The organism is Litoreibacter sp. JB4-2, assembly GCF_055693445.1.
The window spans coordinates 3,295,734-3,318,507 of the sequence record NZ_CM146334.1 but is presented as its reverse complement, the minus strand read 5'-3'; the positions used below and the strand labels follow the sequence as shown (position 1 = coordinate 3,318,507).

The window sequence follows — 22,774 nt, the reverse complement described above, 5'->3', positions numbered from 1 at the left end:
CGCGTGCTATCCCCCGCTCAACCATGAGTGGAGCTGAGCAATGAAATTTATCCCGGCCTTTCTATCGTTGTTTCTGTTTACGACCCTTGCCTATATGGTTTGGACCAACCAGTACCCGTATCACTGGCTGCCCGAAGACCCCGCCGACCCGAACCGCCTGGAACGCGCGGAACGGCTGATCACCCAAGGCGTGGGCTATCTGGGCACCCTGAAGACAAGCCTAATTTTGCTGGGCGTGGGCGCCGTGTCATCGCTGTTTTTCGTCATGACCCCGCGCGACCAGTAGGCCCCGCTTTCAGCAACATGGCCAAAGCCACCACGGTCAGCAAAACGCCCACGATCACCAATGTGGGCGGCGCCGGGTTGCCAAGCCCGATCTGCCACAAGATCACCCAGCTGGGCGTGAGATAGGTGTAGGCCATAACCTTAGCCGAGGGCAGCCGCATCGTAGCATATTGCACCAGCACGAAGGTCATCGCGGAGGCAAAGATCGCCACATAGAGGATCGTCGCCCAGACAAGCCACGACAGCGCGGCCCAATCCGTTGCAACGATATCGCGCGCGCCCCAGACCAGCAGAACCAACAACCCCGCGCAGATCGTCCCGAAGGAAAACACCAGCGGGCGCTCGCCCCGGTTCAGCTTGGCGATCATCGGCGTGTAGACCGCATGCGCCACGCAGCCCACGAAATAGATCAGCTCACCGCGCCCGATTTCAAACGCCAATAGCGCGGCAAGATCGGCGCGAAAGATCACCCAGAGCGCCCCTCCCCCACCAATCGCCAAAGCAAGCGCCATGCGCGGCGTGGTGATCTGGCGCAGCAGCACCCAGCCCGCCAGCCCCGACAGGATCGGCGTCAGCGTAAACACGGCGGCCGCAGACACGGGCGGCGCGGTTTTCAGCCCTTCAAACATCAGCACGAAATAGATCGCAAAGAGCCCGCCCAGCACCAGGTAGCGCCATGGCGCCACCCAGGATGTTCGCGGAATGCCCCCCGTAGCCATAGCCGCAACACCGATCAACAGCGCCGCAATCGCAAAACGAATGGCGTTCAACGCTGTCGGCGCGATCTCATTTGCGACCAACCCGCCAAGCGCGAAGGACCCCGCCACCAGAAGGGAGAACAGCAGCATCGCCGCATGACCGCGTGCCGCCGGGCTCATCCGCGCGCCATCTCAAGGCGATCGAGCATCTGCCACCAGCTGATCGCGAGCCCTTTGCCGATCATCTGCGTCCGCCGCAGAGGCTTGGGGCGCATCGCCGTCACCGGAAAATCCAGATCGCCTGCGTCTTTGCCCAAAGCGCGCTCCGCCAGAACGCGACCCATGACATGGCTCATCGCGACGCCGCGCCCGTTATAACCCAAACCCGCCAACAGCCCCGGCGCGGGTTCATGCAAATGCGGCAAGTGGTCTTCCGTCACCGCGATCTGCCCGCCCCATTTAAAGGTCCAATCCACATCGCGCAGTTGCGGGAAGACCCGGACCGCGTCGCGGATCAGTGCGGCGTGGCCGGTGATGTCGCCCGACAACGTCTTGCGCCCGATACCGCCAAACACCATGCGATTATCCGGCTCGCGGCGGGCATACATGATGACGCGGCGCGTGTCGGAAATGGTCGTCCCACCGGGCAAGACATCCGCGATCACCGCCTCTGGCAGTGGGTCGGTCGCGACCTGAATGGTGACCAGCGGCAGGATGGTTTTGGGCAGCGCGGGCAGCAGCCCGCCGGTATAGCCGTTGGTGGCCAGAATGACCCGCGCAGCTTTGATGCGGGCCTTGGGCGTCACTAGCTGCCAGCCACCGTCCGCGCGCGCCAGTGCTTGAACAGGCGATCCACCAAAAATCCGCGCACCTGCGCCTTCCGCCACACGGGCAAGCCCGCGCGCAAGCGACAGCGGCTGCACTGCGCCGCCCTGCGGGGTCAGAATGCCGCTATGATAGGTTTTGGTTCCGGTTTTGGCATAAAGTTCTGCGCCGCTAATCTGTTCCATCCGTGCGCCACGCGCGTTCCAGTCTTGCGCGTTTGACCACATCCGAGCGGCGACCGCGGCGCAATGGTTCACCCGCAGCCACCCGTTTTGGCGCGCGCCACATGAGATTTGGTATTTTTCGATGAAAGCGAACAGCGCGTCCGCCGACCCCAGGGAAACATCCGCCAAACGCGCCGCATGGGTGGCGCCCACAAGACGCACCAGATCCCCGAAGCTGTTATAGGGCAGCATCGGGTTCACCTGGCCGCCATTGCGCCCCGACGCGCCCCAGCCAACATAGCCCGCGTCGAGCACGACAACATCCCTGCCCGCCTCAGCCATTTGCAAACCCGCGCGCAGGCCAGTGAAGCCAGCGCCGACAATCGCAACATCGCATATGATATCGCCTTGGGCGTCCGGGCTGGCCGCGCGCGCAGGCGCGGTTGCGCGCCACAGCGATTGAGGATGATCAGGACGCATCAGCTGCGCGTTCGATCAGGTCCCATTGCGTGCCGTAGAGATCTTCAAACACAGCGACGGTCCCGTAAACCTCAGTCACGGGCGCGCGGACAAAACGCACGCCCGCCGCCTCATAGGCGTTGAAGTCACGCCAGAAATCGTCCGTTTCAAGAAACAGCGCGACCCGGCCGCCGGTCTGGTCGCCGATGCGCGCGCGTTGGGCATTCGTGCTGGCCTGTCCCAGGACCAAAGCGCAAGTGCTGCCAACGGGGCGCACAGTGACCCAGCGCTTGTCTTGTTCGGGTTGGTAGATGTCCTCCACCAGCTCAAAACCCAGCACGCCCACGTAAAACGCAATCGCCTCGTCATAGTCGCGCACAACCAGTGTCACCAGCGCGAGGCTTTGCGTCATCGCGGCAGTCCTACACCCAAGATTTGGCCTCTTCCCGCAGGAAGGTGACGAAGGAATGCACCTTGGCCGTGCGGTGCAAATCGACATGGGTGACGCACCAGAAGGTCGAGAACCAAGACTGGTCGGGCTCCATCATCTGCACCATATCGGGGTGTTCCTCGCCCATATAGGCGGGCAAAAACCCGATGCCTGCCCCGGCCATCACCGCGTCTTGCACGGTATTGGTGTCAGAGCATTTGTAGACCACGTTTTGCTCGGGCACATGGGTGCCGATCCACTTCATGAAGGGCGCACGCGGATCAAGATTGGCCACGCGGCAGAAGCGGTGGTTTGGGATGTCCTCAATCCCGTTGAGCGGGCCGTGGCGGAAGATGTAGTCGCGATGCGCAAACAGCCCCATAGGCAACGTGCCCAGTTCCGAGACGATATTGTCCAGATCATTGCCCGGCGCCCCCGCCCTGAGCGCGACATGCGCCTCGCCATATTCCAGCCGCAAGGGCCGGGTGTCGACGATCAGTTGCGCCCGCACTTCGGGGTGGGTGATTTGGTATTTGGTGATAGTGCGCGCCATCAACGGCGACATTTGCGGCAAACATGTCACGATCAGCTCGCCCGAAACCGACGCCCCGCGCCCATGAATACGGCCCGCCAGCTGGGTCAGCTGATCTTCGGTCGCGCCCGCCACGGTCAGCAAATCCTCCCCCGCCTCGGTCGGGGTATATCCGCGCGCATGTCGTTGAAACAGCTTAGCCCCAAGCTTTGATTCAAGCAGATCCACATGGCGGATCACGGTTGCATGGTGCACGCCAAGCGCTTCGGCGGCGGCAGAGACGGTGCGCAGCTTGGCCACCTGAAATGCCGTTCTAAATTCGTCCCAATTGTCAATATCCATAAGGTGCGTCAGTCCACAATTTCTGTTTTCGAATAATACTTGCGTTCAATTGTGCAGAAACCAAATGCTTATGCAATCGCAACTTTCCCTTATTTCCATCTCAGGATTCACAAATGACCCTTCTGCACATCGACAGCTCCGCCCGGGGCGAGGATTCCATCACCCGCGGCCTGACCAAAAGCATCATCGACACCCTTGGCGGGGATGTTATCCGCCGCGACCTGTCTGACGCTTTGCCACTGCTGACCTCTGACTGGGTCGCAGCCAACTTCACGCCCATCGACGCCCGCACCGACGCGCAAAAACAGGTTCTGGCGCTGTCTGACACGTTGGTGGAAGAGCTTGAGGCCGCCGACACGATCATCATCGGCATGCCGATCTACAACTTCTCAGTTCCCGCTGCGTTGAAAACCTGGATCGACCTGATTGCGCGCGCCGGACGTACGTTCAAATACACCGAAAACGGCCCCGTTGGCTTGTTGGAAGGCAAACGCGCGATCATCGCCATCGCCTCCGGCGGCGTCCCGATGGACAGCCCCGTTGATTTCGCAACGCCTTATATTCGGCAAGTCCTCAGCTTTGTCGGGATCACCGACGTCCAGGTTATCGCGGCCGACGGCCTGACATCAGATGCTGAGGCCAAAATCGGCAGCGCACATGCCGCTGTGGCGGCGCTCGCGGCATAAGGCCACTTGCCAGATCTGGCCCGCACTCTAGGTGGCGCAGCATGAAAGAAATGTTGCGCCACGCCCTGAAAATCGCCCTCTCTGCCGCCTTCGCCTTTTACGGGCTGCAAAAGCTGGGCGGATTTGCCCCTGGGGTTGAGATGTATGACCGCCTGGGCTTCGGCCAGACCCCGCGCTTCATGACCGGCAGCGCCGAGCTGCTGGGCGCAATCGGCCTTTGGTGGCGCGGGCGGGAGATCTACGCAGCCCTTTTGCTTCTGGGCACAATGTGCGTCGCAACCTTCGCCCTGCTCGTCTACCTCGGGCCACCCTACGCACCGGTCCCGCATCTGACAGCCGCACTTCTTGCCTTCATCTGGCTCAACCGGGCGCAGCTGCCCCGACACGCCTTGACTCGTTAGCCCACGAGACGTAAACGCCACCCAACACCCGGAAGCTTTAGCCTTCCGGTCCCGGCATAGGTCGGGATCGCCCCCCATCAGCGCGTTGCGCCCATGGGGGCGCTTGTCGTTTGAGCCGCTTCTCACCATATGGGGAAGCATGGTTGAGGAAAAAGGAGCCCGAGAGAGCTTATGTTTGAGAACCTGTCCGAACGCCTCTCCGGCGTCTTTGATAAACTCACCAAACAAGGCGCACTGTCTGAGGATGACGTCAAAACCGCGCTGCGCGAAGTGCGTGTGGCGCTGCTTGAGGCCGACGTCTCCCTGCCCGTCGCGCGCGATTTCGTCAAAGCGGTCGCCGAAAAGGCCACCGGCCAGAACGTCACCAAATCAGTCACGCCGGGCCAACAGGTCATCAAGATCGTACATGACGAGCTGAAACATGTGCTGGCGGGCGACAACGCCGAACCCGGCGAGCTGAAAATCGACAACCCGCCTGCGCCGATCCTGATGGTCGGCCTGCAGGGCGGCGGTAAGACCACTACGACCGGCAAGCTGGCTAAGCGGCTGAAAGACAAGAACAACAAGAAGGTTCTTCTGGCCTCCCTCGACGTCTACCGCCCCGCAGCGATGGATCAGCTGGCCATTCTGGGTATGCAAATCGGCGTCGACACGCTGCCGATTGTGAAGGGTGAAAAGCCCGTTGATATCGCCAAACGCGCCAAGCAGCAGGCCACTTTGGGCGGCTACGACGTCTACATGCTCGACACGGCTGGCCGTTTGCAGATCGACGAAGTCTTGATGCAGGAAGTCGAAGACGTTCGCGACGCGGTCAACCCGCGTGAGACGCTTCTGGTGGTCGATGGGTTGACCGGTCAGGTCGCCGTCGAGGTCGCGGAAGAATTTGACGCTAAAATCGGCATCTCCGGCGTGGTGCTGACCCGGATGGATGGCGACGGGCGCGGCGGTGCGGCGCTCTCGATGCGGGCGGTCACGGGCAAGCCGATCAAATTCGTAGGTCTTGGCGAAAAGATGGACGCGCTTGAGACGTTCGAGCCGGACCGCATTGCAGGCCGCATCCTTGGCATGGGCGACATCGTCTCCCTTGTTGAAAAGGCGCAGGAAACCATCGAGGCCGAACAGGCCGAAAAGATGATGAAGCGCTTCCAGAAGGGTCAGTTCAACATGAACGACCTGAAAATGCAGCTGGAACAAATGCTCAAGATGGGCGGCATGGAAGGGCTGATGGGCATGATGCCCGGCATGAAAAAGATGGCCGCCCAAGCCGACGCTGCTGGCCTTGATGACAAAGTGCTCAAGCAGCAGATCGCGCTGATCCAGTCGATGACCAAGAAAGAACGCGCCAACCCACAGCTGCTGCAAGCCAGCCGCAAAAAGCGCATTGCCGCGGGGTCTGGGATGGAAGTTTCTGATCTCAACAAGCTGCTGAAAATGCAGCGCCAGATGTCCGACATGATGAAGAAAATGGGCAAGATGGGCAAAGGCGGCATGCTGAAACAGGCCATGAAAGGCATGTTCGGCAAGGGAGGTATGCCCGACATGAATGATCCCGCCGCGATGGAAGCCGCAGCCAAAAAAATGGGTATGGGCATGCCCGGCGGCGGACTGCCCGGGCTTGGCGGCGGCCAGCTGCCCCCGGATTGTCAGGGTTCGGCAAAAAGAAATGATCGCCCCCACCCTCCATACCAAGCAGCTGACGCTGCGCATGCCCGTGCTGGATGATTTCGACGCTTATGCGGAGATCATGGCCGGTGACGTGCAAGGGTACATGGGCGGACCGTTCAGCCGCGCGGACGCATGGGATGACTATTGCGTCGGCATCGCGGGCTGGGCCTTGCATGGCCACGGCACGTGGAGCGCTGACAAATCGGACGAAGAAACCCTGCTGGGCTTTGTCGGCCTGAACCTTGAATTTTCCGACCCGGAGCGGGAACTGGGCTGGATGTTCTTGGCCGAAGCGCGCGGCAAAGGCTACGCGTTTGAAGCCGCCACGGCCATTCGCGACTACGCGTTCGCCACACTCGGCTGGTCGGATTTCGTCAGCTATGTCGACCCCGCCAACACCAAATCGCGCGCTCTCGCCGAACGGCTGGGCGCCACAATCGACCCCGACGCGCCGCTGCCCGAGGGCGAGACACCGGACGACGTGGTGGTTTACCGCCACCGGAAGATCGCGGCATGAGCGTCACCTTTCAAACCCCCACGCTTGAAACAGAGCGCCTGATCCTGCGCGGCCCAAAACCGTCGGACGCGGACGCCTTTGTCGCGGCCTATGCCCAGGAGCGGATGCAATATGCGGGCGGGCCGAAAGGCAAACGCGACGCTTGGGATTTTTTCGGCACCGAGATCGGCCATTGGGTGATGCGCGGCTTCGGCATGTTTGTCGTCACGGTGAAGGGCTGCGACACCCCGCTTGGCATCGTGGGCCATTGGCACCCCAACACCTGGCCCGAAACGGAAGTGGGTTGGGTGCTGTTCTCAGACACATATGAGGGCAAAGGCTACGTCTCTGAGGCCGCCAGCGCCTGCGTGGACCACGCCTGGCACGTGCTGAAATGGGACACTGTCGTCAGCTATATCGACCACGAAAACGCGGGCTCAATCAAAGTGGCGGAACGGCTGGGCGCTGTTGTCGACCCTGAGGCGCCGCAACCCAAACCCGACGATCCCTGCCTCGTCTATCGCCACCCAAAACCGGAGACCCTGTGATGTCCGACGCCGTCCAAAAAGCCGCCGAGGTTCTGAAAGAACATCGCGCCTCCATCGACCGCTTGGACGCGATCCTCGTCTACACGCTGGGCGAGCGGTTCAAGCACACGCAGGCCGTGGGCAAGCTGAAGGCAGAGCACGACCTGCCGCCAAGCGACCCGGCCCGCGAGGCCACGCAAATAGAACGACTTGAGGATCTGGCAAAACGTGCCGACCTCGACCCCGAATTCGCCAAATCCTTCCTAAATTTCATCATCCGGGAAGTCATCCAAAACCACAGAAAGTTTCAATAATTTCAGGCAGCTGCCTGACACGCCATCTAAGGAGAAAACACAATGGCAATGAAAATCCGTCTGGCCCGTGGTGGGTCCAAAAAACGCCCCTTCTACCGCGTCGTTGCATCCGACTCGCGCATGCCGCGTGACGGCCGCTACGTCGAGAAATTGGGCACATATAACCCGCTTCTGCCAAAAGACAGCGAAGAGCGTGTGAAGCTGAACATGGAACGCGTCCAGTACTGGTTGGGTGAAGGCGCGCAGCCAACAGACCGCGTATCGCGTTTCCTGGAAGCCGCTGGCGTTCTTGAGAAAAAAGAGCGTGCGAACCTGAAAAAAGGTGAGCCTGGCAAGAAAGCGCAAGACCGCGTGGAAGAAAAAGCGGCCAAGGCGCAAGCCGCCAAGGAAGCCGCTGAAGAGGCTGCTGCCGTTCCTGCTGAGGAAGCACCAGCCGAAGAAGCTGCTGCGGAAGAAGCTGCGGCTGAGTAAGCTGTGCGCGACTTTTCCCGGGGTTTTCGGGACGAGCTGTTTGAGCTGATGAGGTGGCGGCGCGACGTGCGCCGCTTCCAAACAGCTGACGTGGATGAGGCAGTGCTTGCGCGCTGCCTCGACGCATTTTCGCTGGCCCCATCGGTGGGCCTGTCGGAGCCGTGGCGCATCCTGCGCGTCCAAAGCGCAGGCCTTCGCGCTAAGGCGCGGGCCAACTTTTCCGACACCAATGCCGACGCTTTGGCCAACTACACGAGCGAGGCCGCGGACAGCTATGCGGCGTTGAAACTGGCCGGGATGGACCGCGCGCCGGTGCATCTGGCAATTTTTTGCGACGACGCGACCGAAAAGGGCAAGGGCCTCGGTGCGGCCACCATGCCTGAGATGCGGCGCTATTCAGTGGTCTCCGCCGTGACGCTGTTTTGGCTCGCCTGCCGCGCCGAAGGGCTGGGGATGGGCTGGGTGTCGATCCTGGACGCGGAGCGTTTGAAACACGATTTGGGCGTGTCCAAGGACTGGTCGTTGATCGGCTATTTCTGCCTGGGCCACCCGGAACAAGAAGACGACACGCCCGAGCTGGAACGCCAGAACTGGGAAACCCGCGCCGCCAAGCTGCACCTGCAAGAGGTATGATATCATGCGCAAATTGATCACGCTTGCTTTGATGGGGCTGGCCTTTTACGGCGGGCTCAAGCTGGAACGGCTGCGCGCCGACGATCTGTGCCTTGATGCGGGGGGCAAAATTGGCCCGCGTGGGGTCTGCGTGGGGGTGAACCAATGAGCGACGACAAAGTGGTTGTGGGCGTGATCGCGGGCGCTTTTGGCGTCAAAGGTGAGGTGCGCCTGAAATCCTTCTGCGCGGAACCCGAAGACATCGCCAGTTACGCCCCGCTTCAAACCGAAAAGGGCGCTGAATTCACGATCAAAATCACCCGCGCCGTCAAAGGCGGGTTCGCCGCACGCCTGTCCGGCATCCGCTTCAAGGACGAGGCCGACGCGCTGAAAGGCACCAAACTTTACGCTGACCGCGTTTTGCTGCCCGCCCTGCCGGACGACGAATACTATTACGCCGACCTGATCGGGTTGGAGGTCGCAGATACCGGCGGCGTGGTCTTGGGCAAGATCGCCGCCGTGCAAAACCACGGCGCCGGCGACATTTTGGAGGTGCGCGGCCCCAAGCTGAAATCCGACCTGCTGCTGCCCTTCACGCAAGAGGTCGTGCCGACGGTCGATCTGTCATCAGGCCGCGTCATCGTCGACCCACCCGAGGACGCCGCGAGCTGAATTTTGAAACGCCCCCGGGACTGTGCTAAAAGCCCGTTATTATTTTAGCCATTTCTGGAGTGTTTCATGCGTATTTTCGACGCCTATCCCACCATTTTTGTCATCATCGCCGTCGCCATTTTCGCGACCATCCAATTCGATTTCACCGAAATTTCACTGACCGGGCTCGGCGCGCAAGACCTGGGCACCAAGTTCTTGAGCCTGATATTCATGGCGCTGGTGATCGAGCGCGCGGTCGAAATCTACGTCAAAAACCGGTTCTCGGATGAAGAGGCTGACCTGCTGCAGACCTCCCGGATCGCGGCGACCTCTGTGCGGGCCTATTCGGACGCGCTGAACACCACCTCCGCCGCCATCGTGCCCGCGATCACGTCCGAGGTCGAAACCACCGCCGCCGTAACCGCCAAATACACGCATGTCACGACCTTGCAGGACAAGCTTGAAGACGCCCGCAAGCACCTGATCGACGTCAAAACCAAAGCGCAACCGGGTCTGCAGGACCTCGCCGCCCGCAAGAAACGCGCCGCCACCATCGCCGCACTTGCGCTTAGCCTTGCCGTTGCTGTGGTTGGCCTGCGTATCCTTGCGCAATTCGTTCCAGAAGACGCCTTGCCGCTCGATAAAACGGTCAAGGGTCTTTACCAAGTGCAGGCCTTTCACGCCATCGACATCATCCTGACGGCACTTTTGCTGTCGGGCGGGGCGGATGGCATGCACCAATTGGTCAAGGGATTCCTGACCGACCGGGACGAGCTGCTCAACGCCACCTGATTGCAAAATGCCCGCAGGCCGCGTACCCAAGCGGGCATGACGCAAACGCCTTCAAACCCCACCTCCAAGTCACATGGTCGCAAGTCGATCAGCACCTCTTTTCAGCCCCGCGATCTGATGGCGGAAACCAAGCTGGTGGGCGCCTGGACCGCCAAGATCATCACCCTGTTCCCGGAGGTGTTTCCCGGCGTTTTGGGCGCATCCTTGACCGGCAAAGCCCTTAAGGAAGGGCTTTGGGCGCTGGAGACGATAGACCTGCGCATCTTCGGCGAAGGCAAGCACCGCAACGTGGATGACACGCCCTATGGCGGCGGCGCGGGCATGGTGTTGCGCGCCGATATCGTCGAAAAAGCGCTGAAATTTGCGGCCCAACGCACGCCGGATGACCGCGCCAAATGGCCGATCATCTACCTGTCCCCGCGCGGCAAACCTTTCACCCAGGCCAAGGCGCAGGAATGGAGCCAGACCGAGGGCATCACCATGCTCTGCGGCCGGTTTGAGGGCGTCGATCAGCGGGTGCTGGACCATTACAACATCGAGGAGGTCTCCCTTGGTGATTTCGTCATGACCGGCGGCGAGATCGCGGCCCAAGCCATGCTCGACGCTACAGTGCGGCTACGCCCCGACGTTTTGGGCAACGCCGAAAGCACCGAAGAGGAAAGCCATTCCAACGGGTTGCTGGAACACCCCCAATACACCCGCCCCGCCGATTTTCGCGGGATCGGCGTGCCGGAGGTTCTGACCTCAGGCGATCACGGCAAGGTCGCGGACTGGCGCCGCGCGCAATCTGAGGCGTTGACGCAAGACCGCAGGCCGGACCTATGGGCGCTGCGTCTGTCGGAAAAACACAGCACCGATTAGCGGGCAGCGCTCACCCCTCTGGCAGCTTTGATAGATCAAACTGCGCCAAAAGCGCTTCGATCTCACGCGCCGACGCGGTCCCTTGGGCGGCGACAAGCGCGCGCGGCGTCAGCGCGACCCTGAAATCCACGCCTGTCGGTGCCTTGCGGTCATCAGCCAAGGGCCGCGTGGTTGGGCTGTCCCCCGACGCAACCGTCTCGTTAATTGCGGAAAACGCGCCCAACTGGACCTGCTCGACAATGTGGCTGTCATCAAGCTGTGCGCGTGCCTCTGAGTCTAGCGTTTCGGCCCAGCTTTGCGGCGCGTCCGCAGCGCCCAAAAGCCGCTCCTTGCTGCGGTAAATCAAGGCCACACTCAGATAGCTGCCCGACTTGGCCAGATACAAAGCGGCGGTTTTGCGATTGGCCGTCATACGCGTTTCCACGTCCTCACGGCCATAGATCCGGGCATAGGTCTGAAGCCGTCGGTACCCGGCATTTTCGGTCAGCGCAGTGCCATCCGCCGGCCAATTTTGCGCGACATGGTCAATCATCTGCCCGGCAAGCGCGTCGCGTTGCGTGACCCGCACCCACCCGTCTGGCGCGTCGGGAAGCGCCTCTATCGGTGTGACCACCCCGGTCGCAGAACCGCGCGCCGCGTCATCCAATTTGCGCGGCTGGCCGTCAACTGTCAGCATGTGGCTGCCCGTCATGACCCCGAACAAGCCGGTAAGATGATGGGTCAGCGACAAAATCCCAAAAGCCGCAATCCCGAAGAACACCATGCCGATGATCAGTGTCGGGCTGATTATGCTGGGCCGGCGGCGCTCATCCATCTCCGACCCGCCCACCATCCAAAGCCTGCACAGGTGCCGTCAGCCGCGCGTCAAGATCATCTTGTGTCATTGCATCCACCGCTCACATTTTGTGAACAGCAAGAAACCGCAAAAATGCGGCCAAAGCGGGGCGCCAGACGGGTGAAGCAGGCTCAAACACGCTTGGCGGCGGTGGATCGCGTCAGGCCCCGCCTGACAGGGGTATCGCCCGCGTTTTCACATCCGCCAGGGCGCAAACCGCTTGATCCGTAAAGCCAATCCCCCTATACCCCCGAAATCTGGAATCAGAATACTGACCGGAGCCGTTATTTTATTGGCCCTTGCCGCGTTTTCTTCGGCGCAAATTCAGGGGGCACAAACTTCGGCATTTAGAAAACAATGACGACCTGATCTGTGGCGGGCACTTTGGTGGACCCGGAAGAAGACCAACAGCTCTTGGGACGCGAGACATATTCTCCGGGCAAACCGGGATCAAAATAGGAGCGTTTCAGATGGACCTGATCGCACAATTGGAAGCGGAACAAATCGCTTCGCTGGGCAAAGACATCCCAGACTTCAAGGCGGGTGACACCATCCGCGTCGGTTACAAAGTGACCGAGGGTACACGTACCCGTGTTCAGAATTACGAAGGCGTTTGTATCGCCCGCAACAACGGTTCCGGCATCGCGGGCTCGTTCTGCGTGCGCAAAATCTCCTTCGGTGAAGGCGTCGAGCGGGTCTTCCCGCTGCACTCCACCAATATCGACAGCATCACCGTGGTCCGCCGCGGCCGCGTGCGTCGCGCGAAACTGTACTACTTGCGCACACGCCGTGGTAAATCCGCGCGTATCGCCGAGCAAACCAACTACAAGCCGCTCTCCAGCGGCGCAGACGCATAAGGGGTCGCGAGATGAAAAAAGATACACATCCCGAGTACCACACAATCAACGTCAAAATGACCGACGGCTCGATCGTGGAAATGAAATCCACCTGGGGCGCCGAGGGCGACCAGCTGGCGCTCGACATCGACCCATCCTCCCACCCAGCGTGGACCGGCGGCAACCAGCGCCTGATGGACACCGGCGGTCGGGTTTCCAAGTTCAAGAACAAATACGAAGGTCTGGGGTTCTAAAACCCTTCTCCCGTTCGCGAATATTGAAAGCGCTCCCACCCGGGGGCGCTTTTTTTGTGTCCCGCTCATATCAAGCGGTGCCCGGACCTTCTATATAGAACGCACATAGGTCCGCTAAGCGGACGGAGCTGCCGTTCGCCGCCTTGTCATGAATGTCTGCTTGCAGGAGACACGTGGTAGTCAGCAGCGGTGTTGAAGACACAGCTATGGGTGTTAGACAAGTTGCATTGGCAATAATCGCGAGACCACTTAATGACGAAATCTGTTTCCGAAACGCTCATACGGCTCGATGAGCAACTTCGAGAGCGCTACGATCCACTCGGTTTGGTTGAAGGCGAAAATGGCGCGTACCAGACCGGACATGTGCCCCACGTCGCTCCCTACGCGTATCTTTGCTCACGTTATGCCGGGTTGAATGACCACGGAGTGCGCGGCGCTGAAAATGAAGCACAGAGGTACATACCCGAGCCGTATAAAGAGCTTCTTCGCCACATGAACGGAGCAAGGATTTTGGGCGTCTCGTTGCACGGCGGGATTGGCGGATCAGTCGATAGATCAGGGGTTGGGATTGGGCAACCAATAAGCATTTGGTATCAGAACGCAGTTGAACGTCCGGACTATATCCCGGATGGGCATCTGGGTATTGGCGCAATCAATGGCGAGTGGTCGTCTCAAGGGCACCTTTATCTGGCTTCGACCGGCGAAGTGGAGTTGTACAACGCTAAGTTCGACATGATCGGAGCGCGTTGGTCTTCACTGTCGGATTTTCTGGAAGATGAAATTCCTCGACGCTTTTCAATTTACGACGACGAAGGGCGTGAAATCGAAAAATCAAAACGCCTTCCGGGCGACACAGAAGACTGGGAACGTCTTGCTCAAGAAGCAAAAGGAGAAGGTGCAAGTGACGGCTTTCTGAAACGCATGCTCAGAAAGCTTCACCGCGAATAAGCAGACATCCGATGCTCTCTACCTGGTTTTCAAGCCTTCAGGCGGCAGCCAATGTCAGCAATGCGGACAAACCGGGCATTGCCAAGGCCCCAACGAAGGTCCGCTTCAAATTCGATCCGGAAACCCTGTTGGCTAGCATGAAAACTCTCAATGAGTATTCTTAATTTTGCATCGTCGTACAGTTAAAGGTAGCGTCTGCGGATTGTTGATGAATTCGAAAACAACGGGATCAACTTGCGATGAAAAAACTAGAAGCATTTGAACGTATGGTTGTGATCCTTGCTGCAATTTTGGCGATTTTTCCGCTATGGCAGTACTATTCTGAAAGCGATGATCGCAGGTTAGACCGAACGGCAAATTTTGTCTTAGCCTATTTAGCTTGTGCAGAATTCAGGCGCGAAGCAGAGAAACTTCAGCTGGCGTCAGAAGAGGCGTTGGATTCATTCCCAGATATGGAGTTTAAAACGATCGAGCAGTTCTTTGAAGAACGAAGAGCGAATGGCCTTGATTTGGAAGCGATGCTTGATGGCGCAGCAAGGACCTATTGGCTGAAGGCAAGGATGGAGTTTTCTTCTCAAACGATTGCAAGGGAGTGCAATTCGCTCGAACGGATGAACTAACGGGATGTATCCTGTTTCCAATGCTTTTTGCATCCGCCAAACGACTAAACCAGACGTTGAAAACTAGTACAGCATCAGTCGCTAAGGGCTCAAACCGGACCTTAACCGCAAGACGTTCGGATGGCGGTTTGGCGGACGGAGTTGCCATTAAAGATGTTCAATCAAATAGCGGCTTTCAGCTATCGGGCGATTGCGCCGTCAGCTTCGCCCTTTTGCTTTTGTCGGGAACGCAGGCCAATGCCTAACGTTGAGAAGAGACGGTGCGAAGGCTATTTAAGTTTGGACCGGTTAAGCAAGCTGCGCTTAAATTAAGCAAAATTAGGTGAGGCAAGATTTGAAGGTCAGATTTTTCAGGAACCGCTATTTGCTGAGTTTGGCGACGTCCATTCTTCTGATCCTCGGCCCAGTTTTATTTGCGCTTTTGTTGAACATTCCAAGACTTCTCTATCCTAACGATTGCGACATCACGGGCCGGTGTGAGCATGCGATTGTTGAGATTGCGAATTCACTTGGGTTTGGACTGATCTTCCTCGGCCCCATATTGATGTTGCTCGGAGCGATGATACTGGTTGTGACTGGCTTCGCTTGGGGCGTAGGCGCGTTCAAAAGAAACAGTTCAGGCGACCCTTCGCCCCAGTATTTCAACAAGATAGTAGGTTTAGCATGCGCTGGAATATTGCTCTTTCTCTTGTACATCCCAAGTGGTCCAGATCGGTGTTCCAGGGTGGTAACAGACACTCAGTATGAGGTTTGTTTGGAGGGCATATTTGCAGACATGACGACCGCTGAGGCGCGGCAATGGTTGGAAGACAATGGCTTCAAAGTAGGTAGGATCTTGGAATCAAGCTCCAGTTATTCAACGGCGCGCGACGCACGTCATGCTGAAAATTCCACCTTTTCCTACGACTTTCATTTTCAGGCATTTCGGGATCATGGTAAATTCAAAAGTGTGCCCTACGGCACGAACTTTAACCGGTTTTTTGCGCGAATTGGACCGGCCCCTGACCGATTTGAACTCAACATCTATGGGAATGCCGCAGATGCCAAAGTTGTTGCAGTGAACGTCTGGTGGGCATTTTCATTTTTGTGACATTGATAGCCATGGGGACAAAGCCGCCATTTGTTGATCGTGCAGCATCCGTGTCTTTTGGGCTCTTTGAGGCCTTCGCTGCGATCTAAGCGCAGGTCAGCCAAGCTATGTTCGGAGAATTGGGGCAGTTGTTGATCTAAAGATCAAACTCATCTGACGGTCTACAATTGCCGAGGCCGACCAGACTTCGAAAAGCTGAGCGCCAAAATCCAGACATAATTCACCTCTCAAAAGCAAACCTTTCCAAACCCTTAATATTTTTAAAAAAGCATTTTAAATCAATTGACTACAAGATTCCCCGCATGCGGGGCGGGTCCAAAAATGTGACTCCAATGAATCATCCCCAATATTCTTGCCGGCCCAAGGCGGGTTCCGCTTCCCAGAACTCCCCCGCCCGCCTATAACGCCGAAAACCCGAGGAACGGGCGAGGGACAGGAGCAGGCCATGGCTGCGCATATTATCGTATTCGGCAATGAAAAGGGCGGCTCCGGCAAGTCCACCAATTGCATGCATATCACCACCGCCCTGACCCGGATGGGCTTCACAGTGGGCGCGCTCGACCTTGATCTGCGGCAGCGCAGTTTCGGGCGCTACATCGAAAACCGCGCCCGGACCTCCGAAAAAGACGGGCTGAACCTGGCCCTGCCAGAAATGGTCGAACTGCCCAATATCGACCCCGCCACCTTGGGCCCGGGCGAAAACATCTATGACCGCCGCCTGACCGAGGCCGTTGCGGGCATGGAAGGCCGGTTTGATTTCATCGTCATCGACTGCCCCGGCTCCCACACGCGCCTCAGTCAGGTGGCCCATTCGCTGGCCGACACGCTGGTCACGCCTTTGAATGACAGCTTCATCGACTTCGACCTGCTGGCCCGCGTCGACCCGGAAACCCACAAGGTTCTGGGCCCATCGGTCTACGCCGAGATGGTCTGGCAAGCCCGCCAACTGCGCGCGCAAGCTGGCCTGAACCCGATTGACTGGGTCGTCGTACGGAACCGCGTCGGCACCCAGCGGATGCACAACAAGAAGAAGATCACCGACGCCGTTGAAGGCCTCGCAAAACGCGTGGGCTTCCGCGTGGCTCCGGGTTTCTCCGAACGGGTGATTTTTCGGGAGCTGTTCCCACGCGGCCTGACCTTGCTGGATTTGGCCGATATCGGGATCAAGAACCTCAACATTTCCAACGTCGCCGCCCGTCAGGAGCTGCGCGAGCTGGTCAAATCCCTGAACCTGCCCGGCGTTGAGGTGGATTTCTAGTCGCCAAGCGCGACCTGTTGAACGCCCCGATTTTCGCGCTCCTGCTCAGCAATGAGCAGGCCCGTGGCTGACAGGCTTGCCGCCGCGACCGCGAAAGCAAAACAAAACATCTGGATGCGTTTTAGAACGCTCAGCAGCAGCATGCGAATTTCCCCCTTCGCATTTTCCCTTTCTGGCCCCCATCTGGCAGTTTCGGCAGAAATTGCGGCGAAGTGATGGCGGCCCCCTCGGCCAAGCTATCTCTTTCGCATTGAGGTCCCGTTAAGCTTTCCGCGCCAATTTGCGCCAAAGCGACCCCATTTCCTTTACTCCTTTCCGGTGTATATCTTTGCTTCATGACGCTTGAGCTGACAGATCACTTCCCCCCCGAACGGGCCGCACCCATGAGGTGAGCGGCCCCGCTTCGCTGAGCTTTGCTTTGGCGCTTGCGGGCCAGCGGGGCGGCACGGTGATGTGGGTGCGCGAAGCTTGGGCCGCGGATCGGTTGAACCCGGTGGGCATCAGCCCCTATCTCGACCCGGCCAAGTTGCTGGTGGCCAAGGGCCGCGACCAGTTGGAGATCCTGGCCGTTTCAGAGGAAGCCCTACGCTCCGGCGCCGTTACATTGGTGGTGATGGAGCTGACCAAACCGCTGGACCTGACCGCCGGGCGGCGCCTGCAACTGGCTGCAGAGGCTGGAAAGGCGACGGGGCTTTGTATCCTGCCCGAAGGCCTTGGCAGCAACGCCGCGGAGACCCGCTGGCATTGCGCGCCGGTTTTTGATGCGGATGGAGACTCGACTCGTCAGGTTTGGGAACTTAAAAAGAACAAATCAGGAACATTATCTGTCTGGGATATCCGCTGGGATGCAGAAACGCGTCGTGTCCATATGGTTTCCAACCCTGCCCAGCGACAGGGCGTTGCGCGCGCGGCCCACTGACAGTGACGCGCCCTTCGCGCTGACCCATCGGCACAAAAGCGCCAACCGATTGTACTGCCTGAACCGCGCCGCCCGGGCGGAAGGCCTGCATCCCGGCATGCCCCATGCCGACGCGCATGCGTTTTGCCCCGACCTGATCAGCGCGCCTGCCGATATCAAAGGTGACGCGCGATTCCAGCAGATGCTGGCCCGCTGGGCGACGCGTTACTGCCCTTGGGTTGGGCTGCAGGGGCCGCATGGGTTGGTGCTGGATGTGACCGGCGCCACCCATCTATGGCCGGATGAGGCGACCATGCTGGGCGACATGAAACAGCGCCTTGCCCGCGCCGGGCTGACCGCGTTGATCGGGCTGGCGGATACCCGCGGGGCATCTTGGGCCTTGGCTCTGCATGGCGGTGGGATTGCGCAGCCGGGGCAAACTGAGGCGCGGATCGCGCGGCTGCCCGTCTCTGCCTTGCGGCTGGAGGAGAAGACCTGCATTTCGCTGGAACGGCTTGGCCTGCGCCGCATTGCCGACTTGACCGACCTGCCGCGCGCCACGCTGACGCGGCGATTTGGGGCTGAGGTCTTGCTGCGACTTGATCAAGCCTTGGGCGCGCAGCCGGAAAGCATCTCGCCCCTGTCTGATCCGCCCCATTACGGCGTGCGCCTGACCCTGCCCGAACCCATCGGGCTGACGGGTGATGTGATGGCCGGCACGCAGCGCTTGCTGACCCGGCTTTGTGAGACGCTGAAAGATCAGGAGGCCGGCGCGCGGGTGTTACAACTGACGCTCCGCCGGGTCGACCAAGACAGCCAACAGGTGGAGCTGCGCCTGGCCCGCCCCTTGCGCGACGCGGGCCGCATCCTACCGCTCTTTGAGCGCGGCGTGGGGGAGGTGGAGGCCGGTTTCGGCATCGACATGATGCGGCTGGAGGCCACCCAGGTCGAGCCCCTGCCCGTCAAGCAAATCACCCATATCGCAGGGCGCGACAAGGACAAGCTGGACGATTTGATCACCCGCATCGGCACGCGGATCGGGCTGGAGAATGTGCAGCGTTTTTTGCCCGCCGACAGCCATATCCCGGAGCGCAGCTTTAGCGTCGCCGCCGCCGCGTTTAGCGAGCCGGAGGGCGCGTGGGTCGCGCTGCACCCGCGCCCTTTGCGGCTGTTTTCGCCAGAGCCTATTGCCGGGCCCATTACCGAACGCGGCACCCGCCCGCCCAAGACGTTCCGCTGGCGCAACATGTCGCTGAGCACGGGCCGTGCGACCGGGCCAGAACGGATCGCGCCCGAATGGTGGATGGCGGATGAAAACTGGCGCGCAGGCCTGCGTGATTACTGGCGGGTGGAAACGCGGCAGGGGCGCAGGCTATGGCTGTTTCACACCCCGCAAACCCCCGGCTGGTTTGTGCAAGGCGAATTCGCATGAGCCCCAACATGCACCCTTCCGGCGACTATGCCGAGTTGGCCGTGACCAGCAATTTCACCTTCCTGACCGGTGCCTCCCACCCAGAAGAGATGGTGACGCGCGCGGCGCAGCTGGGCCTCAAGGCAATCGCGATCACCGACCGCAACTCGCTGGCTGGCGTGGTGCGCGCCTATGCGGCGCTGAAAACCCTGCGGGAGGAAATGGAGGAAGCGGTCAAAATCCGTTCCCACAACCAGCTGGACCATTCCAGCCGCCAGCCCGTGGGGGAGCGCGCGATTGCGGCGCCTGAGGTGGCGGAGCTGCCCCGGCTGATCGTGGGCGCCCGGCTGGTGTTGCGCGACAGCCCCGTGGATTGGATCGCCCTGCCCCGTGACCGAGCCGCCTATCAACGACTGACAAGGCTGCTGACCCTTGGCAAACGGCGCGCTGAAAAGGGCGATTGTCATTTGGACTTGCATGACGTGGCCGAGGGTGCGGCGGGCATGATCCTGATCGCCCTGCCCCGGCGCGGCGCGCCTGCACGTCAGGTCGCCGCGCATATCGCCAAGCTGCGCAAACGCTACCCCGGCCATGTGTTTCTGGGCGCGGCCCCGCGCTATGACGGCACCGATCAGGCTTACCTGGATGCCTGCGCGCGGATGGCGCAGAAGACCTCCGCCCCCATGGTGGCGGTTGGGGATGTGCTGATGCACCATGCCTCCCGCCGCCAACTGGCTGATGTGCTGACTTGCATGCGCGAACATATCACCATCGACCAGATCGGCATCCGCGCCCTGCCCAATGCGGAGCGGCGTTTGAAGGGGGCCGAGGACATGGCGCGGCTCTTCCGCAACCACCCGTCCGCCCTGCGCCGCACCATGGAGATCGCGGCGCTGTGCAGCTTTTGCCTGAGCGAGTTGAGCTATGAATACCCCGATGAAATCACCAACGGGGAGGCCCCAATCAAGCGGCTGGAACGGCTGGTCGCGCAGGGCATCAAGACCCGCTACCCCTACGGCGCGCCGCGCAAGGTGCATGACATGGCCAGCAAGGAGCTGTTTCTGGTCAAGAAGCTCAACTTTCCGGCCTATTTTCTGACCGTCTACGACATCGTCCAATTCGCGCGCAGCCAGGGGATTCTATGCCAGGGGCGTGGCTCATCTGCCAATTCTATTCTGTGCTACCTGCTGGGCATCACTGATGTGGGGCCTGAGGTCATCACCATGGTGTTCGCGCGGTTTGTGTCCGAGCACCGGGGCGAACCGCCTGATATTGACGTGGATTTCGAGCATGAGCGGCGCGAGGAAGTCATCCAGCATATCTATAAAAAATACGGCCGCCACCGGGCGGGGCTATGTGCAACGGTGATCCATTTCCGATCCCGCGCGGCCATCCGGGAGGTGGGCAAGGTAATGGGGCTCAGTCAGGACGTCACCGCCAGCCTGTCGGGCCAGATTTGGGGCATGTCCAACGCGGGCGCGGACCCGGAACGAGATCAAGGAGGCAGGGCTGGACCTGTCAGACCGCAGGCTGGCGCAAACCATTCGGCTGATCGGGGAGATTATCGGCTTCCCGCGCCATCTGTCCCAGCATGTGGGCGGTTTCGTGATCACCAAAGGGCGGCTGGATGAGCTGTGCCCGATTGAGAACGCCGCGATGGAGGACCGCACGGTCATCGAATGGGACAAGGATGATATCGACACGCTGGGCATCCTGAAGGTCGATGTGCTGGGGCTGGGCATGCTCAGCTGCATCCACAAGGCGTTTGACCTGCTCAGCGAGCATGAGAAACAGGATTTCACCATCGCCACCGTGCCGCAAAAGGACCCTGAGACCTATGATATGCTCTGCAAGGCCGATGCAGTCGGGGTGTTTCAGGTCGAAAGCCGGGCGCAGATGAATTTCCTGCCACGCATGTTGCCACGCGTGTTTTACGATCTGGTGATCGAGGTCGCCATCGTCCGACCCGGCCCCATTCAGGGCGGCATGGTGCAGCCTTATGTGAAGCGGCGGCAGGGGTTGGAGACGGTTGATTACCCCTCGAAAGAGCTGGAAGGAGTCTTAGGCAAAACCCTTGGCGTGCCGCTGTTTCAGGAACAGGCCATGCAGATCGCCGTGGTCGCGGCGGGCTTCACCCCGGAGGAGGCGGATAAGCTACGCCGATCGCTATCGACCTTCCGCCGCATGGGCACGATCAGCGTGTTTCGCGACAAGTTCATCGCGGGAATGCTGCGAAACGGCTACTCCCCCGAATTCTCTGAGCGGTGCTTCAGCCAGATCGAAGGGTTTGCCGATTACGGCTTCCCCGAAAGCCACGCGGCAGCTTTTGCGATGCTGGTCTATGTCTCCGCCTGGATTAAACGCCACCATCCGGCGGTATTTGCCTGCGCGCTTCTCAATTCCCAACCTATGGGCTTCTACGCCCCCGCCCAGATCGTGCGCGACGCGCGGGAGCATCAGGTGGAAACCCGCCCGATCTGCGTCAACAACAGCGCCTGGGACAACACGTTGGAGCGCCGCGCCGATGGCGCTTTGGCGTTACGGCTGGGGTTTCGCCAGATCAAAGGGTTTAAGGAGGAAGACGCGGGCTGGATCATCGCCGCGCGCGGTAATGGCTACCCCGACCCGGAATCGGTGTGGCTGCGCGCAGGTCTGAACCCCGCGCCGTTGGAACGGCTGGCCGAGGCCGACGCATTCACCGAAATGGGCCTCACCCGGCGCGACGCGCTATGGCAGGTCAAAGCGATCACCGCCAAAGCGCCCTTGCCTTTGTTTGCCAACCCAATCGACGGCGAAGGCGGCGGGGAGCCGCAGGTGACGCTGCCCGCGATGCATCTGGGCGAGGAAGTCGTCGAAGATTACCTGTCCATGCGCCTGTCGCTGCGCGCCCACCCGATGGAGCTGTTACGCCCTGTGATCCCGGGCCTTTTGGCCCATTCGGAGCTAACAACGACGCCCATAGGCCGGGTCTGCGTCTGCGGGCTGGTGATCACCCGACAGCGGCCCGGCACCGCGTCGGGGGTGATTTTCCTGACACTGGAGGATGAAACCGGCGTGTCCAACGTGGTGGTCTGGCCCAAACTTTACGAGGCCAACCGGCGGGAGGTGATGGGCGGCAGGCTGTTGAAAATCACGGGCTATCTGCAGCGCGAAGGCGTGGTCGTGCATGTGATTGCGCAGAAGGTGGAGGACCTGTCCTACAAACTGTCCGAACTGGGCCACCCGATGGAGGAAGCCATCGGCGTCACCCAGCCCCAAGCCGACGACGCGCCGCGCCGCACCCGCATGACGCCCCGCGCCATGCACCCGCGCGATCAGGCGAAGAAGCTCTTTCCAAGCCGGGATTTTCACTAAACGCCGTGGCCGGATTAAGCAGCCATCCAAACGCAGCACGAAGACCGGTGCGGCGCGCG

The 22,774-nt window shown here is 60.2% G+C and carries 26 protein-coding genes and 2 pseudogenes; 22 read left to right on the top strand and 6 right to left on the bottom strand.

Annotated features, from left to right (window positions below):
• Positions 1 to 40 precede the first annotated feature (40 nt).
• Positions 41 to 286: a hypothetical protein gene (locus tag ACZ1G7_RS16565; protein ID WP_472660485.1), complete on the top strand. Its 246-nt coding sequence runs from the start codon at positions 41 to 43 to the stop codon at positions 284 to 286.
• Here the strand turns inward: ACZ1G7_RS16565 and ACZ1G7_RS16560 are convergent.
• From ACZ1G7_RS16560 to ACZ1G7_RS16545, 4 genes are read right to left on the bottom strand one after another with little or no spacing between them, the layout of a single operon-like run.
• Positions 264 to 1,163, bottom strand: coding sequence for a DMT family transporter (locus tag ACZ1G7_RS16560; RefSeq protein ID WP_472660484.1), 900 nt, complete (start codon positions 1,161 to 1,163; stop codon positions 264 to 266). The genes ACZ1G7_RS16565 and ACZ1G7_RS16560 overlap by 23 nt on opposite strands.
• A complete protein-coding gene (locus tag ACZ1G7_RS16555; RefSeq protein ID WP_472660483.1) occupies positions 1,160 to 2,452 on the bottom strand; it encodes an NAD(P)/FAD-dependent oxidoreductase in 1,293 nt (430 codons plus the stop codon). Before ACZ1G7_RS16555 ends, ACZ1G7_RS16560 begins: the two co-directional genes overlap by 4 nt.
• Entirely contained in the window at positions 2,442 to 2,843 is a 402-nt protein-coding gene (locus ACZ1G7_RS16550; protein WP_472660482.1) for a VOC family protein, read from the bottom strand. The genes ACZ1G7_RS16555 and ACZ1G7_RS16550 overlap by 11 nt, the downstream gene beginning before the upstream one ends.
• A gap of 10 nt (positions 2,844 to 2,853) precedes the next feature.
• On the bottom strand, positions 2,854 to 3,735 hold the full coding sequence (locus tag ACZ1G7_RS16545; RefSeq protein WP_472660481.1) for a LysR family transcriptional regulator: 882 nt from the start codon (positions 3,733 to 3,735) through the stop codon (positions 2,854 to 2,856).
• Positions 3,736 to 3,848: 113 nt separating this feature from the next.
• On the opposite strand from ACZ1G7_RS16545, the gene ACZ1G7_RS16540 reads away from it, so the two are divergent.
• The 12 genes and pseudogenes from ACZ1G7_RS16540 to trmD all read left to right on the top strand — a co-directional run bounded on the left by ACZ1G7_RS16540 (position 3,849) and on the right by trmD (position 11,211).
• Positions 3,849 to 4,421, top strand: coding sequence for an FMN-dependent NADH-azoreductase (locus ACZ1G7_RS16540; protein ID WP_472660480.1), 573 nt, complete (start codon positions 3,849 to 3,851; stop codon positions 4,419 to 4,421).
• 41 nt (positions 4,422 to 4,462) lie between these two features.
• Positions 4,463 to 4,822: a DoxX family protein gene (locus tag ACZ1G7_RS16535; RefSeq protein WP_472660479.1), complete on the top strand. Its 360-nt coding sequence runs from the start codon at positions 4,463 to 4,465 to the stop codon at positions 4,820 to 4,822.
• 171 nt (positions 4,823 to 4,993) lie between these two features.
• Positions 4,994 to 6,489: pseudogene (gene ffh / locus ACZ1G7_RS16530) on the top strand (signal recognition particle protein).
• Positions 6,486 to 7,004 (top strand): GNAT family N-acetyltransferase, encoded by a 519-nt coding sequence (locus ACZ1G7_RS16525; RefSeq protein WP_472660478.1) that lies wholly within the window; start codon positions 6,486 to 6,488, stop codon positions 7,002 to 7,004. Before ffh ends, ACZ1G7_RS16525 begins: the two are co-directional and overlap by 4 nt.
• Positions 7,001 to 7,531 (top strand): GNAT family N-acetyltransferase, encoded by a 531-nt coding sequence (locus ACZ1G7_RS16520; protein ID WP_472660477.1) that lies wholly within the window; start codon positions 7,001 to 7,003, stop codon positions 7,529 to 7,531. Before ACZ1G7_RS16525 ends, ACZ1G7_RS16520 begins: the two co-directional genes overlap by 4 nt.
• Positions 7,531 to 7,824, top strand: a complete 294-nt coding sequence (locus ACZ1G7_RS16515; RefSeq protein WP_472660476.1) for a chorismate mutase — start codon at positions 7,531 to 7,533, stop codon at positions 7,822 to 7,824. The genes ACZ1G7_RS16520 and ACZ1G7_RS16515 overlap by 1 nt, the downstream gene beginning before the upstream one ends.
• A 42-nt stretch (positions 7,825 to 7,866) precedes the next feature.
• Positions 7,867 to 8,295, top strand: coding sequence for a 30S ribosomal protein S16 (gene rpsP / locus ACZ1G7_RS16510; RefSeq protein ID WP_472660475.1), 429 nt, complete (start codon positions 7,867 to 7,869; stop codon positions 8,293 to 8,295).
• A 3-nt stretch (positions 8,296 to 8,298) separates the two neighbouring features.
• On the top strand, positions 8,299 to 8,928 hold the full coding sequence (gene bluB / locus ACZ1G7_RS16505) for a 5,6-dimethylbenzimidazole synthase (RefSeq protein ID WP_472660474.1): 630 nt from the start codon (positions 8,299 to 8,301) through the stop codon (positions 8,926 to 8,928).
• Positions 8,929 to 8,932: 4 nt separating this feature from the next.
• Positions 8,933 to 9,076: a hypothetical protein gene (locus tag ACZ1G7_RS16500; RefSeq protein WP_472660473.1), complete on the top strand. Its 144-nt coding sequence runs from the start codon at positions 8,933 to 8,935 to the stop codon at positions 9,074 to 9,076.
• A complete protein-coding gene (gene rimM / locus ACZ1G7_RS16495; RefSeq protein WP_472660472.1) occupies positions 9,073 to 9,579 on the top strand; it encodes a ribosome maturation factor RimM in 507 nt (168 codons plus the stop codon). Before ACZ1G7_RS16500 ends, rimM begins: the two co-directional genes overlap by 4 nt.
• Before the next feature lie 66 nt (positions 9,580 to 9,645).
• Positions 9,646 to 10,350, top strand: a complete 705-nt coding sequence (locus ACZ1G7_RS16490) for a hypothetical protein (protein WP_472660471.1) — start codon at positions 9,646 to 9,648, stop codon at positions 10,348 to 10,350.
• 36 nt (positions 10,351 to 10,386) lie between these two features.
• Entirely contained in the window at positions 10,387 to 11,211 is an 825-nt protein-coding gene (gene trmD, locus ACZ1G7_RS16485; protein ID WP_472660470.1) for a tRNA (guanosine(37)-N1)-methyltransferase TrmD, read from the top strand.
• Between the two features lie 10 nt (positions 11,212 to 11,221).
• On the opposite strand, the gene ACZ1G7_RS16480 is transcribed toward trmD, so the two are convergent.
• Positions 11,222 to 12,025: a hypothetical protein gene (locus ACZ1G7_RS16480; protein WP_472660469.1), complete on the bottom strand. Its 804-nt coding sequence runs from the start codon at positions 12,023 to 12,025 to the stop codon at positions 11,222 to 11,224.
• 491 nt (positions 12,026 to 12,516) lie between these two features.
• Between ACZ1G7_RS16480 and rplS the strand changes: the two genes are divergently transcribed.
• The 6 genes from rplS (at position 12,517) to ACZ1G7_RS16450 (ending at position 17,052) form a co-directional block, all read left to right on the top strand.
• A complete protein-coding gene (gene rplS, locus ACZ1G7_RS16475; RefSeq protein WP_472660468.1) occupies positions 12,517 to 12,903 on the top strand; it encodes a 50S ribosomal protein L19 in 387 nt (128 codons plus the stop codon).
• A gap of 11 nt (positions 12,904 to 12,914) precedes the next feature.
• Positions 12,915 to 13,136 carry a 50S ribosomal protein L31 gene (gene rpmE, locus ACZ1G7_RS16470; protein ID WP_472660467.1) on the top strand — a complete coding sequence of 74 codons (222 nt, stop codon included), beginning with the start codon at positions 12,915 to 12,917 and terminating at the stop codon, positions 13,134 to 13,136.
• 252 nt (positions 13,137 to 13,388) lie between these two features.
• Positions 13,389 to 14,084, top strand: coding sequence for an SMI1/KNR4 family protein (locus ACZ1G7_RS16465; protein WP_472660466.1), 696 nt, complete (start codon positions 13,389 to 13,391; stop codon positions 14,082 to 14,084).
• Between the two features lie 239 nt (positions 14,085 to 14,323).
• Entirely contained in the window at positions 14,324 to 14,704 is a 381-nt protein-coding gene (locus tag ACZ1G7_RS16460) for a hypothetical protein (protein ID WP_472660465.1), read from the top strand.
• A gap of 322 nt (positions 14,705 to 15,026) precedes the next feature.
• Positions 15,027 to 15,794: a hypothetical protein gene (locus ACZ1G7_RS16455; RefSeq protein ID WP_472660464.1), complete on the top strand. Its 768-nt coding sequence runs from the start codon at positions 15,027 to 15,029 to the stop codon at positions 15,792 to 15,794.
• 445 nt (positions 15,795 to 16,239) lie between these two features.
• The gene (locus tag ACZ1G7_RS16450) at positions 16,240 to 17,052 is read left to right on the top strand and encodes a division plane positioning ATPase MipZ (protein ID WP_472660463.1); all 813 of its coding nucleotides are present in this window, start codon (positions 16,240 to 16,242) and stop codon (positions 17,050 to 17,052) included.
• Here the strand turns inward: ACZ1G7_RS16450 and ACZ1G7_RS16445 are convergent.
• Complete coding sequence (locus ACZ1G7_RS16445) at positions 17,049 to 17,195, bottom strand: hypothetical protein (RefSeq protein ID WP_472660462.1); 147 nt, start codon at positions 17,193 to 17,195, stop codon at positions 17,049 to 17,051. The genes ACZ1G7_RS16450 and ACZ1G7_RS16445 overlap by 4 nt on opposite strands.
• 245 nt (positions 17,196 to 17,440) lie before the next feature.
• On the opposite strand from ACZ1G7_RS16445, the gene ACZ1G7_RS16440 reads away from it, so the two are divergent.
• The 3 genes and pseudogenes from ACZ1G7_RS16440 (at position 17,441) to ACZ1G7_RS16430 (ending at position 22,715) form a co-directional block, all read left to right on the top strand.
• On the top strand, positions 17,441 to 17,971 hold the full coding sequence (locus ACZ1G7_RS16440; RefSeq protein WP_472660461.1) for an ImuA family protein: 531 nt from the start codon (positions 17,441 to 17,443) through the stop codon (positions 17,969 to 17,971).
• On the top strand, positions 17,886 to 19,382 hold the full coding sequence (locus tag ACZ1G7_RS16435) for a Y-family DNA polymerase (RefSeq protein WP_472663750.1): 1,497 nt from the start codon (positions 17,886 to 17,888) through the stop codon (positions 19,380 to 19,382). Before ACZ1G7_RS16440 ends, ACZ1G7_RS16435 begins: the two co-directional genes overlap by 86 nt.
• Positions 19,379 to 22,715, top strand: a pseudogene (locus ACZ1G7_RS16430) (error-prone DNA polymerase). The gene ACZ1G7_RS16435 and the pseudogene ACZ1G7_RS16430 overlap by 4 nt, the downstream one beginning before the upstream one ends.
• The last annotated feature ends 59 nt before the right edge of the window (positions 22,716 to 22,774 follow it).

Coding starts and splice junctions, on each gene's coding strand:
- ACZ1G7_RS16565 (WP_472660485.1), top strand. CDS start 41: ATGAAATTTATCCCGGCCTTTCTATCGTTGTTTCTGTTTACGACCCTT.
- ACZ1G7_RS16560 (WP_472660484.1), bottom strand. CDS start 1,163: ATGAGCCCGGCGGCACGCGGTCATGCGGCGATGCTGCTGTTCTCCCTT.
- ACZ1G7_RS16555 (WP_472660483.1), bottom strand. CDS start 2,452: ATGCGTCCTGATCATCCTCAATCGCTGTGGCGCGCAACCGCGCCTGCG.
- ACZ1G7_RS16550 (WP_472660482.1), bottom strand. CDS start 2,843: ATGACGCAAAGCCTCGCGCTGGTGACACTGGTTGTGCGCGACTATGAC.
- ACZ1G7_RS16545 (WP_472660481.1), bottom strand. CDS start 3,735: ATGGATATTGACAATTGGGACGAATTTAGAACGGCATTTCAGGTGGCC.
- ACZ1G7_RS16540 (WP_472660480.1), top strand. CDS start 3,849: ATGACCCTTCTGCACATCGACAGCTCCGCCCGGGGCGAGGATTCCATC.
- ACZ1G7_RS16535 (WP_472660479.1), top strand. CDS start 4,463: ATGAAAGAAATGTTGCGCCACGCCCTGAAAATCGCCCTCTCTGCCGCC.
- ACZ1G7_RS16525 (WP_472660478.1), top strand. CDS start 6,486: ATGATCGCCCCCACCCTCCATACCAAGCAGCTGACGCTGCGCATGCCC.
- ACZ1G7_RS16520 (WP_472660477.1), top strand. CDS start 7,001: ATGAGCGTCACCTTTCAAACCCCCACGCTTGAAACAGAGCGCCTGATC.
- ACZ1G7_RS16515 (WP_472660476.1), top strand. CDS start 7,531: ATGTCCGACGCCGTCCAAAAAGCCGCCGAGGTTCTGAAAGAACATCGC.
- rpsP (WP_472660475.1), top strand. CDS start 7,867: ATGGCAATGAAAATCCGTCTGGCCCGTGGTGGGTCCAAAAAACGCCCC.
- ACZ1G7_RS16500 (WP_472660473.1), top strand. CDS start 8,933: ATGCGCAAATTGATCACGCTTGCTTTGATGGGGCTGGCCTTTTACGGC.
- rimM (WP_472660472.1), top strand. CDS start 9,073: ATGAGCGACGACAAAGTGGTTGTGGGCGTGATCGCGGGCGCTTTTGGC.
- ACZ1G7_RS16490 (WP_472660471.1), top strand. CDS start 9,646: ATGCGTATTTTCGACGCCTATCCCACCATTTTTGTCATCATCGCCGTC.
- trmD (WP_472660470.1), top strand. CDS start 10,387: ATGACGCAAACGCCTTCAAACCCCACCTCCAAGTCACATGGTCGCAAG.
- ACZ1G7_RS16480 (WP_472660469.1), bottom strand. CDS start 12,025: ATGGATGAGCGCCGCCGGCCCAGCATAATCAGCCCGACACTGATCATC.
- rplS (WP_472660468.1), top strand. CDS start 12,517: ATGGACCTGATCGCACAATTGGAAGCGGAACAAATCGCTTCGCTGGGC.
- rpmE (WP_472660467.1), top strand. CDS start 12,915: ATGAAAAAAGATACACATCCCGAGTACCACACAATCAACGTCAAAATG.
- ACZ1G7_RS16465 (WP_472660466.1), top strand. CDS start 13,389: ATGACGAAATCTGTTTCCGAAACGCTCATACGGCTCGATGAGCAACTT.
- ACZ1G7_RS16460 (WP_472660465.1), top strand. CDS start 14,324: ATGAAAAAACTAGAAGCATTTGAACGTATGGTTGTGATCCTTGCTGCA.
- ACZ1G7_RS16450 (WP_472660463.1), top strand. CDS start 16,240: ATGGCTGCGCATATTATCGTATTCGGCAATGAAAAGGGCGGCTCCGGC.
- ACZ1G7_RS16445 (WP_472660462.1), bottom strand. CDS start 17,195: ATGCTGCTGCTGAGCGTTCTAAAACGCATCCAGATGTTTTGTTTTGCT.